16 protein-coding genes are annotated in these 16,279 nt (G+C 65.9%); 2 read left to right on the plus strand and 14 right to left on the minus strand.

All coding sequences use genetic code 11. From position 1 onward, the window contains the following. Window position 1: 1 nt before the first annotated feature. The 3 genes from B4L26_RS18660 to rplJ all read right to left on the minus strand — a co-directional run bounded on the left by B4L26_RS18660 (window position 2) and on the right by rplJ (window position 2,595). A complete protein-coding gene (locus B4L26_RS18660; protein ID WP_290721426.1) occupies window positions 2-1,180 on the minus strand; it encodes an ABC transporter ATP-binding protein in 1,179 nt (392 codons plus the stop codon). Between the two features lie 406 nt (window positions 1,181-1,586). After that, window positions 1,587-1,976, minus strand: a complete 390-nt coding sequence (rplL, locus tag B4L26_RS18665; protein ID WP_290721427.1) for a 50S ribosomal protein L7/L12 — start codon at window positions 1,974-1,976, stop codon at window positions 1,587-1,589. A gap of 91 nt (window positions 1,977-2,067) precedes the next feature. Then, on the minus strand, window positions 2,068-2,595 hold the full coding sequence (gene rplJ / locus B4L26_RS18670; protein ID WP_290721428.1) for a 50S ribosomal protein L10: 528 nt from the start codon (window positions 2,593-2,595) through the stop codon (window positions 2,068-2,070). A gap of 266 nt (window positions 2,596-2,861) precedes the next feature. Between rplJ and B4L26_RS18675 the strand changes: the two genes are divergently transcribed. Together B4L26_RS18675 and B4L26_RS18680 are read left to right on the plus strand one after the other, a co-directional pair. Then, window positions 2,862-4,163 (plus strand): glycoside hydrolase family 76 protein, encoded by a 1,302-nt coding sequence (locus B4L26_RS18675; RefSeq protein WP_290721429.1) that lies wholly within the window; start codon window positions 2,862-2,864, stop codon window positions 4,161-4,163. A gap of 288 nt (window positions 4,164-4,451) precedes the next feature. After that, a complete protein-coding gene (locus B4L26_RS18680; protein ID WP_290721430.1) occupies window positions 4,452-6,500 on the plus strand; it encodes a CocE/NonD family hydrolase in 2,049 nt (682 codons plus the stop codon). A 50-nt stretch (window positions 6,501-6,550) separates the two neighbouring features. Here B4L26_RS18680 and B4L26_RS18685 read toward each other — a convergent pair whose 3' ends face one another. From B4L26_RS18685 to B4L26_RS18735, 11 genes are all read right to left on the minus strand, one after another. After that, window positions 6,551-7,402 (minus strand): MlaE family ABC transporter permease, encoded by an 852-nt coding sequence (locus tag B4L26_RS18685; RefSeq protein ID WP_290721431.1) that lies wholly within the window; start codon window positions 7,400-7,402, stop codon window positions 6,551-6,553. Between the two features lie 4 nt (window positions 7,403-7,406). Further along, entirely contained in the window at window positions 7,407-8,333 is a 927-nt protein-coding gene (locus tag B4L26_RS18690) for a hypothetical protein (RefSeq protein ID WP_290721432.1), read from the minus strand. Window positions 8,334-8,372: 39 nt separating this feature from the next. After that, window positions 8,373-9,335, minus strand: coding sequence for an MlaD family protein (locus B4L26_RS18695; RefSeq protein WP_290721433.1), 963 nt, complete (start codon window positions 9,333-9,335; stop codon window positions 8,373-8,375). Beyond that, on the minus strand, window positions 9,332-10,357 hold the full coding sequence (locus B4L26_RS18700) for an MlaD family protein (RefSeq protein WP_290721435.1): 1,026 nt from the start codon (window positions 10,355-10,357) through the stop codon (window positions 9,332-9,334). The genes B4L26_RS18695 and B4L26_RS18700 overlap by 4 nt, the downstream gene beginning before the upstream one ends. Continuing rightward, window positions 10,354-11,472: an MlaD family protein gene (locus B4L26_RS18705; protein ID WP_290721437.1), complete on the minus strand. Its 1,119-nt coding sequence runs from the start codon at window positions 11,470-11,472 to the stop codon at window positions 10,354-10,356. Before B4L26_RS18705 ends, B4L26_RS18700 begins: the two co-directional genes overlap by 4 nt. Further along, window positions 11,472-11,606 (minus strand): hypothetical protein, encoded by a 135-nt coding sequence (locus B4L26_RS18710; RefSeq protein ID WP_290721439.1) that lies wholly within the window; start codon window positions 11,604-11,606, stop codon window positions 11,472-11,474. The genes B4L26_RS18705 and B4L26_RS18710 overlap by 1 nt, the downstream gene beginning before the upstream one ends. A gap of 14 nt (window positions 11,607-11,620) precedes the next feature. Further along, a complete protein-coding gene (locus B4L26_RS18715) occupies window positions 11,621-12,586 on the minus strand; it encodes an MlaD family protein (RefSeq protein ID WP_290721440.1) in 966 nt (321 codons plus the stop codon). Next, window positions 12,583-13,608 (minus strand): MlaD family protein, encoded by a 1,026-nt coding sequence (locus tag B4L26_RS18720; protein WP_290721442.1) that lies wholly within the window; start codon window positions 13,606-13,608, stop codon window positions 12,583-12,585. The genes B4L26_RS18715 and B4L26_RS18720 overlap by 4 nt, the downstream gene beginning before the upstream one ends. Then, window positions 13,605-14,618 (minus strand): hypothetical protein, encoded by a 1,014-nt coding sequence (locus tag B4L26_RS18725; protein WP_290721444.1) that lies wholly within the window; start codon window positions 14,616-14,618, stop codon window positions 13,605-13,607. Before B4L26_RS18725 ends, B4L26_RS18720 begins: the two co-directional genes overlap by 4 nt. A 30-nt stretch (window positions 14,619-14,648) precedes the next feature. Beyond that, a complete protein-coding gene (locus B4L26_RS18730) occupies window positions 14,649-15,506 on the minus strand; it encodes an ABC transporter permease (RefSeq protein WP_290721446.1) in 858 nt (285 codons plus the stop codon). A 141-nt stretch (window positions 15,507-15,647) separates the two neighbouring features. Then, window positions 15,648-16,151 carry a TIGR04338 family metallohydrolase gene (locus B4L26_RS18735; RefSeq protein WP_290721448.1) on the minus strand — a complete coding sequence of 168 codons (504 nt, stop codon included), beginning with the start codon at window positions 16,149-16,151 and terminating at the stop codon, window positions 15,648-15,650. Window positions 16,152-16,279 lie beyond the last annotated feature (128 nt).

Here is a 16,279-nt window from a genome sequence, read left to right on the forward strand (position 1 = left end):
GTTATGAACTCCCGCGATCATCAGACGGCGTCACCCAGCTGCCCTCGTCGGCAGCCTCGCCCACGGTGTTGAACACATCCGTGGCGGCATTGGCGGTCACGCCCGCTGCTGCGCTGCCCGCGGCGACCGCAGCAGCGGCTGCCTGCGCTGCGCCAGCCTGCACGGCCGCCTGGGCGCGGTTCTCGGCGAGGAGCTTGTCCTCTTCCTCCATGCTGCGGCGGATCGCCTCCTGGGCGTTCGCAGGCAGCGTGTGGATGATCTCCTCGACGTTGCGGCGGTGACGCTGGGAAGCCTTGCGCTCCGGCATGCCGGGGTTGGGCTGGACCTGCGCGATGATCTCGCTGAAGTCGTCCTTGGTGCCACCACCGGAGATGCCCGCGGCCTGCATAGCGGCCTCGGCCGCGGCGACTGCCTCGTCCTTCTCCTCCGACATGCCGATGGGACCGAAACGGTCACCCGAGAGGAACTGCTTGACGACCGGCTGCTCGCTGGTCAGGAGCACCTCGCGCGGGCCGAACATGACCAGCTCCTTGCGGAACAGCATGCCGATGTTGTCGGGGATCGTGCGGGCGATGTTGATGTTGTGCGTAACGATCAGGATCGTCGCGTCGATCTGCGCATTGATGTCGATCAGCAGCTGGCTGATGTACGCCGTACGGACCGGGTCCAGACCGGAGTCCGGCTCGTCGCAGAGGATGATCTGCGGGTCCAGCACCAGGGCGCGAGCCAGGCCGGCGCGCTTGCGCATACCGCCGGAGATCTCACCGGGGAGCTTGTCCTCGGCACCGGCGAGGCCGACGAGGTCGATCTTCTCCATGACGATGGAGCGGACCTCGGTCTCAGACTTCTTGGTGTGCTCGCGCAGCGGGAAGGCGATGTTGTCGAAGAGGCTCATCGAACCGAACAGCGCGCCGTCCTGGAAGAGGACGCCGAACAGCTTGCGGATCTCGTAGAGCTCACGGGCCGAGCACTTCGTGATGTCGGTACCGTCGATGATGACCGAGCCCTGCTCCGGGTGGAGGAGGCCGATCAGCGTCTTCAAGAAGACGGACTTACCGGTACCCGACGGGCCCAGCAGCGCGCTGACCTCGCCCTCGGGCAGGGTCAAGGTGACGTCTCGCCAAATGTTCTGCGATCCGAAGGACTTGGTCAAGCCCTCCACGCTTACTTCAACACCCACTGCGGTTCCCTCCAGTCATGCGTCCTCGAACGGCAGTCACTGTGACTCCCGCATCCCCTGCGGACAGTTGTGGTCGGAGTCACTCTAACTCACTGACGCGCCTATTCCGACCCCGCACCCAGATACAACCTTCTGCGACGGGCGGCCCTACTCGCGAGTAGCCCCTTAACGGTGCCTAAGAGTATCCCATGATCCTGCTCATAATCCACTCGGCCCCCGACCTGCCGTCACACTGCTTCCAACCCGTCACCGGCGCCCCACCACCCTCGTCTGCCCCTCCCCCGCGCCCCTCCCAGAATCGGGCAGAACAGACACCAACACAGACACCAACGCCCCGCGAGGGAGGCCTCGCGGGGCGTTGGTGCCAAACCTGTTGTGACCGAGCGCGATTGGCCCGGTCAACGGCTCACTTGAGCGAAACCGAGGCGCCAGCCTCTTCCAGCTTCGCCTTGGCGGCCTCGGCGTCCTCCTTGGAAACCTTCTCCAGGAGAGCCTTCGGCGCACCCTCGACGAGGTCCTTGGCTTCCTTCAGACCCAAGCCGGCGACGACCTCGCGGACGACCTTGATGACCTGGATCTTCTTCTCGCCTGCACCCTCGAGGACGACGTCGAACTCGTCCTGCTCGGCAGCGGCGTCGGCGCCACCGGCAGCCGGAGCACCGGCAGCGGCAACGGCGACCGGGGCGGCCGCGGTGACCTCGAAGACCTCTTCGAACTTCTTCACGAAATCGCTGAGCTCCAGCAGGGTCAGTTCCTTGAACTGATCGATGAGCTCGTCAGCGCTGAGCTTCGCCATGATGGCGTCCTTCCTTTAGGTGGTCGAACACTGCGGCGCAGTGCCGACCGGGTTATGCGGTTGACCGGATGGTCGGTGGTGCGGAGGGGATCTACTCCTCGCCCGCGGCTTGCTTCTTCTCCTGCAGGGCCGCGGCGAGGCGCGCCACCTGCGATGCGGGCTGGTTGAACAGCCCGGCTGCCTTGGCCAAGTTGCCCTTCATGGCACCGGCGAGCTTGGCGAGGAGGACCTCACGGGTCTCCAGGTCGGCGATGGTCTCAATCTCGGCGATGGACAGCACGCGGCCGTCCATGTAGCCGCCCTTGATGACAAGCGCCTTGTTGTCCTTGGCGAAAGTCTTGATCGCCTTGGCCGCGACCACCGGCTCGCCCTCGATGAAGGCGATGGCGGTCGGACCGGAGAACAGCTCGTCGAGCCCTTCCACGCCCGCCTCTTTCGCGGCGAGCTTGGTCAGGGTGTTCTTGGCGACGGAGTAGGTTGCGCCCTCACCGAGGGAACGACGCAGCTCGGAGATCTGCGGAACGGAAAGGCCACGGTATTCCGTGACGACCGCTGCCGAGGCTCCCTTGAACTGCTCAGCGATCTCCGCGACTGCGGCGACCTTGTCGGACTTGGCCATACTTCGCCTCCTCTCATTTCACATTGAGCTCAGAGGCGCCGGCGTTCGGGGCCGCACAACAAAAAACGCCCCGCGCAGGAAGCACACGGGGCGCACATCGTCGACGATTACCGTCGTACGGTGGTCCTCGGGTCATCCTGCGTGGGCCGTCGGCGTGTGTGACGCCGAACCTTCGACGGGTCGTCGTGCGACTTCCCGTGACCAACGGTCTCTGGCTGAACCTTGTCGTGAGCGCGTGCCCACGACAAGCGCCTAGGCTACCGGCTATGGCGCAGCGATCCAAATCCGGTGACTCCGATCCCGACTGGTCGTCGACGCGCTCGATGCAGACCGAGACCGCCGCACGTGCCGACGCGGCGGCGCACGCCGTGCTGGGCCGCCACCTGCACCGACTCGCGCGAATCCCGGGGACTGCGATCGCCGCCGTCGCGTGGCCGCGGCCCGGGCGGGCCGACGGCCTACAGGGGCGGTTGGCGGCGCTCTTCCCGAGCTGGCACTACTGGTGGCAGGCGCATCTGCTCGACCTCCTCGTCGACGCCGAGGCCGCGCGGCCCGGCAGCGTCGGGCGCGACCTCGTCGCGAAACTGCTCCGCGGCATCCACCTGCGCAATCTGGGCCGCTGGACCAACGACTACTACGACGACATGGCGTGGCTCGGTCTGGCCGTCGAGCGGGCACGCCGCCATCTCGGCGTCGGGAGCGCCCGCGCCGAACGGGTGCTGGCCGACCGGATCCTGCGGTCGTGGGCACCACCCAAGGGCGGGGGGATCCCGTGGCGGACGATGGACTACTTCTTCAACACCCCGGCCAACGGCCCCGGCGCCATCCTGATGGCGCGCACCGGCCATACCGATCGGGCCGTCGCGATGTGCGACTGGATGCACGAGAAGCTCCTCGCCCCCGACACCGGACTGATCTATGACGGCATCAAGGAGGTCGTCACCGACTCCGGCGAGACCGACTGGGAAATCGTCACCGCGATCTACACCTACTGCCAGGGCGTGGTCCTCGGCGCAGAGGTGGAGGCGTTGCGCGCCAGCGCCGACGGTGACGCCGCCTCGGCACGGCACGGCGAGCGGATCATCGCACTCCTCGGCGCTATCGAGACCCACCTCCTCGTCGACGCCGACCTCACCGTCGTCGACGATCCCGCCGACCCCGACACCGCCGGTGATGCCAGCCTGCGCCGGGCACGGATCGTGCCCGGGGCCGGTGGCGGCGACGGCGGCCTCTTCGCCGGGATCCTGGTGCGGTACCTGGCCCTGATAGCCACCGATCTGCCCGACGGTCCGGGTGCCGGGCGCACGCGCTCCCGGGCCGCGCAGATCGTGCTCGACACCGCCGAGGCCGTCTGGCAGACCAGGGCGATCGTCGACGGCGCGCCGCTGTTCAGCGCCGATTGGCGCACCGGCGCCGTCATCCCCACTGCGTCGGGATCCGATGCGCAGTTCATCGCCGGCGCAGTCCATTCCTCTCAGACGCCGGAGCGCGACCTGTCCGTACAGCTCTCGGGATGGATGGCGCTGGAGGCGGCTGCACGGGTGGCCGCAGGACGGTCGGAATACTGACCGTCGAACGGGCAGTTACCTGGTCAAATGACCGAGCTTCCTTGGACGATCGACCGTGTTTTCTTGGTCAAATGACCAGGTGCACAAGGCATTTCACATACCCGAAACTCCACCCCCCGATTACCGATCCGTGACCCGTGTCGGATATATTCGGCAACAGCGTTTCGGTGGTGTTTGTCACATCCGCTCGTCGTGATTGTTACTGGCACCAGGGAGTGAATCGCTGTGACAGGTCGACCCAGCGCCGGGCACCGTGCCCCTCGGCTGAGTAGACGGGCAGGTGATGTGATGGCTTTCCGGCTAGATCCCACTGGCAATGATTCCGCAGGCCGCGGGACCGCCGCGATTCCCGCGGTCCACGTCGACGATTCCCCACACGCACTGCCACTCGGCGATCCGACTGGAGGTGCCGACGCCCGTGCGTGGCGCGCCCTCGTCGACGGCAAGCAGCGCTACCCGCGCGTGCACATTGAGCGCAACGTCGCCATCACCATGAGCGACGGCGTGCGGCTGCGCGCCACCGTCGTCCGCCCGGCTACCCGCCTGGGCACACCGATTGTCTCGCCCTACCCGGCGATCCTCTCAATCAACCCGTACAACCGCGCTGTCGTCGAAGCGATCGACGAGGCGATGAACGTGCCCGTGGCCGGCAAGGCAGTCCGCACCGCATCGGCGTCCGTCGACGCCTCGGGCACGGCGGCCGAAGGCCTCGCACGACTGGCCGGTGTCATCGCCGGTGGCGCACTTGACGTGTTCGGCATCAACCGCAACCTCGTCCGTAGCGGTTATGTCCAGGTCCTCGTCGACGTGCGCGGAACCGGTGCGTCCCAGGGCAAGTGGCAGATCCTCGGTATGCGCGAGCAGAAGGATTCCCTCGAGTTGATCGACTGGGTGACGACCCAGAAGTGGTGCAACGGCCGCGTCGGAATGGCTGGTTGGTCCTACTCGGCCATCAACGCACTGCAGGCCGCTGATAAGCGGCCGCGCGCGCTGGAAGCGGTGTTCGCGATCGAGGGTTGTTCGGACATCGTCCGTGACATCTACATCACCGGCGGCATGGCCTCGGCGTTCATCCCGTTCTGGCTGGGCCTGGTCAACGTCCTCAAGTGGGTACCAAACCCGCGGACGCTGATGCACGACATGGGCCACGGCGACACGGCGCGGTGGCTGCGCGACCGCGTCAAGTCCCCGGCGACCGAGATCCCGTCGCTGCTGTGGGGCTTCTTGACGACCCGCGACGAACGCATCTTCGACGACCCGTACTTCGATGAGCGCGACCCGAAGGTCGGCAACATCACCTGTCCGACGTTCACCGTCGGCGGGTGGCACGACCTGTTCGGCCACAGCAGCACGCAGGTCTACCGCAACCTGAACCTCAAGCCCGGTGAGAAGCAGGTCATCGTCGGCAACGGCTACCACCTCGACGTCGGCACGGGGCAGGGCGGCGCGTTCGCCCCGCCGCGCATGGATGTGCTGGAGCGCGCCTGGTTCGACCACTGGCTCAAGGACATCGACAACGGTGTCGAGCAGTACGGTCCGGTGACGCTGCAGCAGCAAGGCGGCGGCTGGACCTCGGGCACTCAGTTCCCGCGGCCCGGTGTGACGACTCAGCGTCTCTACCTGGGCGCCGAGTCGTCGGGAACGGCACCCCACAGTCGACATGACGGCAGTCTGACCGTCGAGCAGGGTGGCGGTTCGCACCGCTCGCACCAGGTCTCGCTGGGCGTCCAAGCCGATATCCGTGGGCTCGTGTCCCGCGATATGGCCCAGGTGACGGCCGGCGCCGCCATCGCGCTGGGACCGAAGTTCTTCGCCGACTCGTCATTCCAGGAGCGCGGCGGGCTGAGCTTCACCACCGCCGCAGTCACCGAACCGGTACAGATCAGCGGCTCGGCGAACCTGCGGCTGTACGTCGCGAGCACCGGCACGGAAGGCACCTGGACGGTGACCGTCAACGATGTCGCACCCGACGGTACGTCGACTGTCCTCACCAACGGCGGGCTGACGGTCGCGAACCGCGCCCTCGACCACGCGCAGTCCGAGTTCGATGCCGACGGCAACCTGCTGCACGCCCACCATTACCTGACGCGGGTGCGCAAGCTCCCCGTACCGGTCGACGAGCCGGTGGCGATCGACATCGACTTGGTCCCGACCGACGCTGTCATCGACGCCGGGCACCGACTCCGCGTCGACGTGTACGCGGCCAGCTTCCCCCGGTTCCTGACGCTGGTGCCCGACCTGATCAAGGCCCGCAGCCGCAAGCAGCGCTTGGTCCTGGATCCGGAGCACCCGAGCTACCTGACCTTCCAGGCCATCGGCTCGTTCCCGTCTGCCTGAGCCCCGCGACCGCTAAGGACCGGCCCCCTCGCAGATGGAGCGGAGCCCGGTCAGCCCAGCTGCATGGGGAAGAAGACGGTGTAGATCAGGGTGATGAGCATGTTCACGATGATGATCGCGACCGTGGACACGACGACCGTCGCGTTCACGCCGTCGGCCACGCCCTTGGGGCCGCCTTTGGCCTCCAGCCCGCGCTGACACCCGATCACCGCGATCATGAAGCCGAAGATGACGGCCTTGAGCATTGCCAGACCCACATCTCGCACCGACGCGAACGCGCCGAACGACTGCCAGTACGAGCCCGCACCGACGTCCTGACCGAGGACTGCGACGTAGTAGGCGGCGACCACGCCGACCAGGATGATGAACAACGCCAGTAGCGGCGCGACGACCACCGACGCGATGATCCTGGGGACCACGAGACGCTGAATCGGATCAATGCCCATCGTGCGCATCGCGTCGATCTCCTCGCGCACGTTGCGCGCCCCGAGATCTGCAGCGATTGCCGACGCGCCGGCACCACCGAGCAGCATGCCCGACGCCAACGGCGCGGCTTGCTGGATCACTGCGAAACCGCTACCCGCGCCCAACAACGACTGCGCACCGAGCTGGTTGATGACATTGCCGATCTGGATCGTCACGATCACACCGAACGGGATGGCCATCAGAAATGCCGGCAGCGCAGTGACGCTGACCAGGTACCACGCCTGGATCAGCGTCTCCTTCACCTTCAGCTGCCACCGCCCGATGTCCAGCAGCATCTGCGCGACACCCTGCACCGCAAGCTGGAACGTGCGGCCCAGCGTTCGCAGGGGTCCGCGGGCGTTGTCGCGCAGGTTGTCCGAGAAGATGGCCCGAGTGGACGGTCCGATCGAATCGGTCTCTGCAGTCAGGGCAGTCATCGTGTCATCCTCCCGGTGCCGGAGCGGGTTGTTTGGGCGCCGTCGTCTGCTGCTGTTGCTGCCCGCCCTGCGGCATGCCCGGCAACCGCGGGGCGCCCGGCGTCGCCTGGTCGCCGACCGCGGTGATCATCCAGTTGTCGGCCTTGTTGAGCGTCAACACGTACGCCGCGAGCGACGATGCGCCGTCGGGGGTCTGCAGGCTCTTCGTCGTGACGTCGACGACGGCGGTCACACGGTAGATGTCACCGGCGACGTCGGTGGTCTTCGACGAGACCAACGTGGCGGTCGTCGACATCCGGATCGGCGTGAGGATCTGCTGCATCGCGGGCACCGCGACGTCGAACTGCTTCGACAGCTCGCCCGACACGCCCTTCTTCAGGTTGGCCGCCCACGGCGTGAGGTCCTTGTAGTCGAGTGTGGCGGCCCGCACCGCGTACTCGCCGGCGACTTGCTCGGCCTTTGCGTTGTTCGCGTTCTGGTCGCGCAAGTCATTCAGCTGGCCACGTACGCGGATGTTGTCGACGACGCCGAAAATCAAACCGAACGCGACGAGTGCCCCCACGAGCCCGAGCACCAGCGTCCGCACCGAAAGGGTGATCTGGCGCCCACCGGGCGCAGAGTCCTTGGACGACGAATCTGCCGACGAGGAGACCTTCGACGACGAGCCTGCCTTCCCGGTGGAAGCCTTGGCGCTCCCGCTCTTACCACCGGTCGCCGCCGGCTTGCGCTCCTTGACCACGACCTCGCCGTCATCGGAATCGACGTCGTCATCGTCTGCCTCGGCATCATCGGTGTCCACCGAACCGCCGTCCTCGACGGCATCGTCGACTGCGGCGTCATCGACCTCGATGACGTCGTCGGCGTCCGTCTGATCGACGGCGGCGACCTCGTCGGCCGTCGTCTCGTCGTCGCTGGGTGGCTTGCTCGGCACGATTTCCTCTCGGGGCTTTCAGTCGATCTACTCGAAGTCCTAGTTGACCGGCGTCACGATCACGCGCATGCCGTTCCCCGCGCCGAACAGCTGCAACGCGTCGGACAGGAACTCGCTGAGATTGATCTGCGGCAGTGTCTGGTTGAGCGCGGTGACGATCGGCATGATCGGGCCGAGCGCCTCCATAGTCGGCGGCATGATCTTCGCAAGGTAGTCCGTCAGCTTCGACAAGAACGGGTTGACCGAATCGCGCAGATTCTCATACAGCTGTCCCCGGTTGACCAGGACACCTGCCGCCGTCAATGTCTCCGTGTAGGACGTCACGATCTTCGCGACGGAATCCAAGAATCCGGGCATCGCCCCGACCGCCCACAGCATGTTGTCGTTGATGTGCTGCGTGGACTCGAACATCGCGCGGATCTTTGGCATCCGGGACGCGATGATCCCGGCGATCAAACGGGTGCCGTCACTGATGCGCCCGGTCGCCTCGTCGGTCCCGTCGAGGCCGACCCACGCCTCGCGCAACACCGACGCCAACGGCTCCGCCGCCATCACCGACATCATGTCCTGCATCTGGTCGAACACTGCAGGAATCGACTGCGGCTCACCGATGAATTTGGCCGCCACCACATCGCCGTCACGCAGGTACGGTCCACCCAGGCTGGTCGGTGCGAAGTTGATGAAGGGCTCGCCCAGCGCCGACTGCATGCCGATTTCCAGCGGGGTGGTCGACGGGATCTTCATCGACGCCGGGTAGGCCAAATCCACCGACGCCCCCTCCGGCGTCAGGTTGACCGCCCTGACCGACCCGACGCGAACGCCGCTCACGAACACACCCGTCTTCTCGAGGATGAGGTTCGTGTCGCTGACCTTCATGGTTACCGTCGTCGTCTTCTCAAACGGATTCCAGCGGTAGACCGATACGGCGAGGTAAGCGCTGCACAACGCGACGACGACCACGAAGGTGATGATGTTGAAGACGAGTTCCTTGCCAGCCCTCATCGCACCATTCCCATCATCCGCATCTGCCGCAGCATGATGTCGGCGAGCTGCGGATTCGATACGTCGTTCTCGATGGCGACCGAGTTCACGTTGGCCGCCGGGCCGGCCTTCAAGAACGGAACGAGGCGGCTGGTGAAGACGTCGAGCAACGCCTGCGGGTTCGACGCCTGCCCGAAGTAGTCCGGCCAACCCGGGATGAGTAGCGGCTTGACGACGCGCTCGATGATCTCCGCGAGTGCGTTGAAGACGGGCACGGCCGGCAGCGTCGGGATCAGCGCGGTACCCAGGCGTCCCAGCAGCTCAACGATCTGCGCGGGCGTGGTCGCCGAGTCGACCATCATCATCCCCTCGGGACTCAGCATGAACTTCAACTGGGTCTCCATTGCCGCAAGCTTGGTGGTCATCGTCGACCCCGCTGCCAGCATCTTCTTCAGCTCGTGCTGCTGGGCCGCGAGGGCGTGCAGCGTCCCGACGAGCATCTTGCTCGCCTGCTGCGTCTCCTGCGGATCCTTGGGGAACTGCTTCACAAGACGGTCGAAGGTGTTGCCCAGCTGCGGGAGACTACCGCCGCCGACGAAGTTGGCGAGGCTGTTCAGCAGCCCCTCGATCTGCACCGGCGGCTTCACCTGGTTCTTGCCGATCGTGGCACCGCGCTCGATCGGGTGGGAGTACGCGTCGCCCGGATTGGTGATCGCGACGTAGGTGTCGCCGAGCAGAGTGTCCTGCCGCAGTTCAACCGTGGCATCGCGCCCGACCACCGTCGACGGGTTCAGCCGCACGGTGACCTTCGCGGTATCGGCATCGGCCTTGATGTCGGAGACCAAGCCCGACCGCAAACCGTTGACGGTGACCTTGGCTTCTGTCGGCAGGTTCATCACGGTGTCGAAGTCGATGTGCAGCGGCCAGCTGTCACGTCCGGCCCCGGGGGCCGGCAGCCGTTCGACGGAGAACTCGGCGCAACCGGTGGACACGGCGAGCACGGCGCCCAGCGCCACGACCGTCCGTACGAGTCTCATCCTCATGGTCGCCCCGCTCCCGTGAACAGCATGACGGCGCGCAGGGCGTCGATCTCCATCGCGTTCGGGCCCACCACACGGCATTGGCCCGGGCTGACCCGATTGACGTTCGCACAGGTCAGTTTGGGATTCTTCGCCGGAATCTGGGTCCGCGGCGGCTTGTAGCTGATCCGAAGTCCCAGGGTCTTCTGGTCGAAGTTGACGTGGAAGGCCCGGATGATCACCGGCACGATTCCGAGCAGATCGCCCCAGTTGCGGAAGCCGGCCCCGACGAGGCGCGTCATCGGCACGACCGCGTCCAGCGCGGGCCAAAGGAAGTGCGAGTAACGGTTGATGAGACTCGACAGGGTGACCAGCGTTTCCGGCAGCGCGGCGGCGACGCGCGTCAGGTCCGCGAGAATCGGCACGGCCATGGTGTCGGTGATGGCGTTGACCCCGTTGACCAATTCGGTCAGAACGTTCCAGTTCTCGGCCAGGCCCGTCGTCAGGACACTCGTGTGGTCCAGTGCCGCCGCCATGTCCGCCAGCGCACCGGCCATCGGCGTCCGTGCGGGGACGCCGAGTTGCTTGATGAGGTTGTTGATCAGTGGACCTATGCCGTCGAACTCCCGCGCGATCGTCTGCATGGACTTCATGACGATGGCTTGGGTCTCCGGACCACCGTCGACGGTGAGCTCGCGGGCCAACCGCGAAACACTCTGAAGAGCGTGGCTGATCGACGCCGGGGTGTTGGTCCGCGTGCGCGAGATGCATCCGCCCGTCGGCAACTTGGCCCCGCCGAGGTCGTCACCGATGATCGCCAGTTGGCGCACGGCAATGATCGACGGCGCGACGCTGGTCGCCATAGCGTCGATAGGGAGCTTCTGGTCCCTTTCGACGTCGAACGTCACCTTGGCGACGCCATCGCTGCTCTTGACGCTGCGGATCGTCCCGATGCGTACCCCTCGGCGCGTCACCGCGTTACCCGGGAACAGGCCGATGCCGTCAGACAGTTCGGCGCAGTAGGCGACCGTGCGTGACGTTGCCTTCTGGAACCCGAGGAAGCCGAGACTGAGAACGATGATCGTTCCGATTATAAGGCCGGTCATCAGCCACTTGGAGCCGACAAGCTTCTTCACCATCAGCACTTCACCCCCGCCATCGGCAGGCAGTAGTCCGTGGACACGACGATGCCCGAATGATCGACGCGGATCGAACCGTCCGGTTGAACCATGTCCTCCAGGCGCTTGATGTAGTCGCGTCCCTGCTCGATCATCGGCTCATAGCGCGTCAGCAGCGGGCCGAACTTCCGGCCGATCGCATCTGGCGGATCAGCGGGTCGATGGTGGTGTCGTATTCAAGGACGACGCCCTTGACGCGCTCCAGGAGGTCGGCGAGCCGCTTGAGCACATAGGCGAACCGCACGCCGTACGTCTGGAACTCGGTCACGAAGTCGGCCAGGTTCTGCGCCAGCGTGGTCATGATGTCGCCGTCGACAGCGACCTGGCTGGTGTACTCCGAGGCCAGGTTGAGCAACGAGCCGAACTCATCCTGGCGGGCATTGATGTTCTTCACCATCGACGCGAGGGTCTCGAGATTGCGCCGAAGTGCCCCCGGGTGCCGGTCGAACCCGTCGTGGACCTCGACCAGCATGTTGCGCAGCGGGGTGACGTCGATCTTCTCCAGTTTCGGTTGTACCAGCGAGAAGGTCTTCGTCAGGGAATACGGGACCGACGTGGAGTCCTTGCCCATATCGCCCTTCATGGGCTTGCTGCCGACCGAGGTGATGTCGATGAAGTTACCGCCGACGACGGTCAGCATCTTCGCGTCGGCCCGTGAGTCCTCGCCGATGAAGACTCCGCGGCGGATCGACATCTCGACGGCGACACGGTCCTTATCGAGGCTGACGTTCTTGACCGCTCCTACCGGGACACCCGCGACGCGCACACTGTCACCGGATTTGATCTGGCCGGCCTCGTCGAAGTAGGCGGTGAAGCGCGCCTGTCCGGGCGTGAAGATGTAGATGCTCGCGGCCACTAGACCCAGGACGGCCAATACCACAACGGCTGCGAGACCCCAGCGCGTTTCGCCCCGCTCGCGCTGCGCGGTACTCATGGCCGGCTTGTCCGACAGACGGCGCAGCAATTCGCGCGGGGACAGCGAGTTGCGCTTGGGATGCGCCATTTCCTGAGCTTGCGCGGCGGCCTGTGCCGCGGTCGTCGGTTCGTCCTGCAGCGAACCGTCGTTCTCGATCATCGGCGGCACAGCGTCACCTGCGATCCACGAAGGAAGAGGCGAAGGCTGTCCGGTATCGGCGCCCGGCCTTTCGAACACGTCTGTGCGACGGGCTTACCCGTCGGCGGGAGGACCGAGTTGAATGCCGCCAACAACCCCGGGGTGTACGAGAGGATCTGGACGCCCAACTCGCCCAGTGGCATCGCCTGGCGGACGAGGTCGTTGAAGCCCGGCGAATTGTTGGGCTCGAACCCCAGTGCCGCGAAGAGATTGTCGACCGAGATGAGCACCGAACCGGTCTGGTCGGCGAGGCTGCGCTGACGGGTCACGTTGGCGGCGAGCACGGTGCCGAACCGCTGGATGTAACTGATCACCGGCTGGATGTACTGCGACCCACCGCCGATGGCGGCCGACATCGACTTCATGTTGTCGACGAGGGTGTTGATGACCTCGTTCTGGTCGTCGACCAGTGCGAGGACCTGGTTGAGCGAGTCGATGGTCTGGGCGAATCCCGATCCGTCGCCCTGGACGATCTTCAGCATGCCCTCGGCAAGCCGGTTGACGTCGTCGGCCTTCATCACCTGGAAGACCGGCGCGAGGCCGTGGAACACCTGGGTGATGTCGAAGGACGGCGTCGTCGATTCCTGGCCGATCACCGTGCCCGGCTTGACCGGCGCCCCGGCACGGGCCTTCTGCTCCAGATCGAGGTAGCGGATACCGGTGAGGTTGAGGTAGCGGATCGCCAGGCGTGAGTCGCCGTAGACGTTCTCGCCCTGCGTGAGGGTGAACTTGACCCGCGCGCTGGTGGTGTCACTGTCCTTGCTGCGGTACAGGTCGACGCCGGTGACCTTTCCGACGCGCGTTCCCAGGCGTCGGACGTCGTTACCGACCCGCAGCCCGGCAACGTTGGTGAAATCCGCCGTGTACTCCTGGTCGGCACCGGGAACCGGGCGCAGGATGCCGTTGGAGACGAAGATGCCGCCGCCGATCGCGATGATCGCAAAGATCACCAAGTAGATGAGTGCCCGCTTGGCCGAGGTCACCGCACGCCCCCCGTCAGTCCGGACACCGGTCCCGGCATTCCTCGCAGCACCACGTCGACCTTCAGCACCGGGCGGCCGCCGACGATGGGCAGCGCACGGTTGAGGTTGTAGATCAGCTGCCGGATCTGTAGCCCGTTCTTCCGCGCGTCGGGGAAGCTCTTCAAGACGGTCTCCAGCACCGGCAGGAGCTGCGGCATCAGGGGCATGAGCTGGCCGAGCGCCTTGGGACCCAACAGCTGTCCGGTGAGCGGGACCGATACCTCAGTAGCGAGGTTGACGCCCTTGGTCAACCGGTCGAGGAAGTCCTGGCCGCCATTGCGCGCGGCTGGCCACGCCATCAGACCGTTGAGCGAGGTCATCAGGTTGTCCACCCCGGCGGGCAGGCCCTGTACGAGGCCCGAGATCTTCGGCAGGGTGACCTCGACGGGGATCTGCTCGGTCTCGACGAGCGCACCAGTGAGGCGGCCCAGGATGTCGAGTACCGGCATGAAGGCCATCGACGCACGGTCCGCCTTGTTCAGCAGGTCGCCGACGTAGGGGTCGAACGCCTTGTTCTGCATGTCGCTGAGTTGGCGCAGCATCGACGTCAGCGTCGCATCGGCGGGGGTATCCGGATGGAAGTCTCCCCCGCTCGCGATCGGCTCACCGCCAGGGACGCTGTCGAGGACGACGGCGGCGATGCCGAACAGGTTCTTGGGCGCGTAGGTCAGGCGCGTCGTCGTCGAAATGATGCCGGGCGTCTTGAGCCGATCCGGATCCATCGCCAGGTCGACGACGAATTCACCGGTGCGGGTGGGCGTGATCGTGCGGACCGTGCCGATCTCGGCGCCGTTGACGACGACACCGGTCCCCTCGCCGATACCACCGGCCAGGGTGTCGGTGTACATCCGAAGACGGAACGTGTTGTCGGGTCGCAGGGACGAGACGAGCGACGCGAGGACCACGACGACCACGAGTCCGACGAGGGCGAACAGGGCCCGACGGATGTAGGTGCTGCGTTCAGCGGCCATTCCTGGAGCGCGAAAGTCTGGCATCTGTGGTCACCCCCGGAACACGAACTGGGAGTTGAAGCCCCAGAAGATTGTGGTGAGGAGCAGGTCGAGCGCGACGATGACGACGAGGCTGGCGCGAATTGCCCGCCCCGACGCGACACCGACGCCCTCGGGTCCGCCTGCGGCGAAGTAGCCCTTGTAGCAGTGGATCACGATGATCACGACGATGAAGATCGAGACCTTGAGCGTGGCGTAGAGGAGGTCCGGAAAGTTGACGAACTGGTTGAAGTAGTGCCCATACGCACCGGCCGATTCACCCTGCGCCTGCACGATGAGTGCGCTGGACAAATAGGCGGCGAGCATCGTGATGAGGAAGGTCGGCAGGATCGTGATGATCCCGGCGATGACGCGGGTGGAGACGACGAAGGCGATGGAGTGGACACCGACGACCTCGAGGGCGTCGATCTCCTCGCTGATGCGCATGGAGCCGATCTCCGCGGTCATGCGGCATCCGGCCTGCACGGCGAATCCGAGCGCAGCCAAGAGCGGCGCGAACTCGCGGGTGATGGCGTAGGACGAGACAGCACCGGCGACCGGTCCCAGGTCCAGCATGCTGAGCGTTCCGTGCGCGACGATCGCGACCGTCGCACCGGCCGCGAGGCCCAAGACCGCCATGACCAATGCGGTACCGCCGCCGACGATGATCGCGCCGCGGCCCCAGGCGAGGTCGGTCACTGTCCGGATTGTCTGTGCGCGGAACTTCCACATCGCCTGCGGGGCGTACCGGACTGCGAAGTACGCGAAGGACAAGAAGTGGCCGACGTTGCCGGTTGCCTGCAGGAGGCTGTCGTACAACCGCTTGGCCCACTGGAACCCAGAGGGCGCATACGTGGAGGGAACCCCCATGCAAACCTCCCCAGAATCCCCTGCAGGAATTTTATGCCTGCACGCCGAAATCGCGGTCAGCCTATCACCCTGATCTGTGGTCCATGACACTCGCCCGAGGAGTCACTCACCGACCGCCGCGCTGAAATGGAGATTGGCAGGTCAACGTACCGGCAAGCCGCTCTGCCCGAAGACAACTCGGTAGATGTGCCTCGCCTCGGGGCCGACGACGATTCCGACCAAGTCGACGAGCGCGCCGCGGAAAGCCGCGCCATGGGCTGCGCCACCGGAGTCGTCGAGATGATGTGCCAATTCGTGAAGGACTACCAGCTCCCGCAATGCCCAACGGCCGCTTGCGGTTTCGGGGATAGCAATCACCCCTCCGTCGGGGCCGGGCTCATACGTCGCGGCGGCGGCGCCACGACGTGCACGCACCCGGACCGGCGCTGATGAGCGTGGAAACCGTGCCATGACGGTGGGCATTGCCATAACCCGGTCGACATAGTCGCAGATCGATTCAATCGACGCGAAGCGCGCCTCCGGCGGCACAGTGATGTCGACCCCGCCGATGCGGGCCGCGCGTGTGGGGCCAGCCCCGTCGAAGACCCCGAACGCCATCCGCTCGGCGGCGTAGAGGGCACTTCGGTGGTGGTCGCGCATGACCATCACGCTAGCGACGGCACTATAGGCACGCGGTCGGTGCCCGCACCCGGTCTATCCCTCAATTGCGCCGCGTGGGGCCCCGAACCGCCCCTGCTCCCCCAAGCGGGCTCGGCGCCCGGCCCGATCACCCG

The organism is Gordonia sp. UBA7599 (genome assembly GCA_002477755.1).
GTDB lineage: Bacteria > Actinomycetota > Actinomycetes > Mycobacteriales > Mycobacteriaceae > Gordonia.

Bases quoted from the DNA above. Each gene is read 5' to 3' on its own strand.
- rplL (WP_290721427.1), bottom strand. From the start codon at position 1,976: ATGGCGAAGCTCAGCGCTGACGAGCTCATCGATCAGTTCAAGGAACTG.
- rplJ (WP_290721428.1), bottom strand. From the start codon at position 2,595: ATGGCCAAGTCCGACAAGGTCGCCGCAGTCGCGGAGATCGCTGAGCAG.
- B4L26_RS18675 (WP_290721429.1), top strand. From the start codon at position 2,862: ATGGCGCAGCGATCCAAATCCGGTGACTCCGATCCCGACTGGTCGTCG.
- B4L26_RS18680 (WP_290721430.1), top strand. From the start codon at position 4,452: ATGGCTTTCCGGCTAGATCCCACTGGCAATGATTCCGCAGGCCGCGGG.
- B4L26_RS18685 (WP_290721431.1), bottom strand. From the start codon at position 7,402: ATGACTGCCCTGACTGCAGAGACCGATTCGATCGGACCGTCCACTCGG.
- B4L26_RS18695 (WP_290721433.1), bottom strand. From the start codon at position 9,335: ATGAGGGCTGGCAAGGAACTCGTCTTCAACATCATCACCTTCGTGGTC.
- B4L26_RS18700 (WP_290721435.1), bottom strand. From the start codon at position 10,357: ATGAGGATGAGACTCGTACGGACGGTCGTGGCGCTGGGCGCCGTGCTC.
- B4L26_RS18705 (WP_290721437.1), bottom strand. From the start codon at position 11,472: ATGGTGAAGAAGCTTGTCGGCTCCAAGTGGCTGATGACCGGCCTTATA.
- B4L26_RS18710 (WP_290721439.1), bottom strand. From the start codon at position 11,606: ATGATCGAGCAGGGACGCGACTACATCAAGCGCCTGGAGGACATGGTT.
- B4L26_RS18715 (WP_290721440.1), bottom strand. From the start codon at position 12,586: ATGATCGAGAACGACGGTTCGCTGCAGGACGAACCGACGACCGCGGCA.
- B4L26_RS18725 (WP_290721444.1), bottom strand. From the start codon at position 14,618: ATGGCCGCTGAACGCAGCACCTACATCCGTCGGGCCCTGTTCGCCCTC.
- B4L26_RS18730 (WP_290721446.1), bottom strand. From the start codon at position 15,506: ATGGGGGTTCCCTCCACGTATGCGCCCTCTGGGTTCCAGTGGGCCAAG.
- B4L26_RS18735 (WP_290721448.1), bottom strand. From the start codon at position 16,151: ATGGTCATGCGCGACCACCACCGAAGTGCCCTCTACGCCGCCGAGCGG.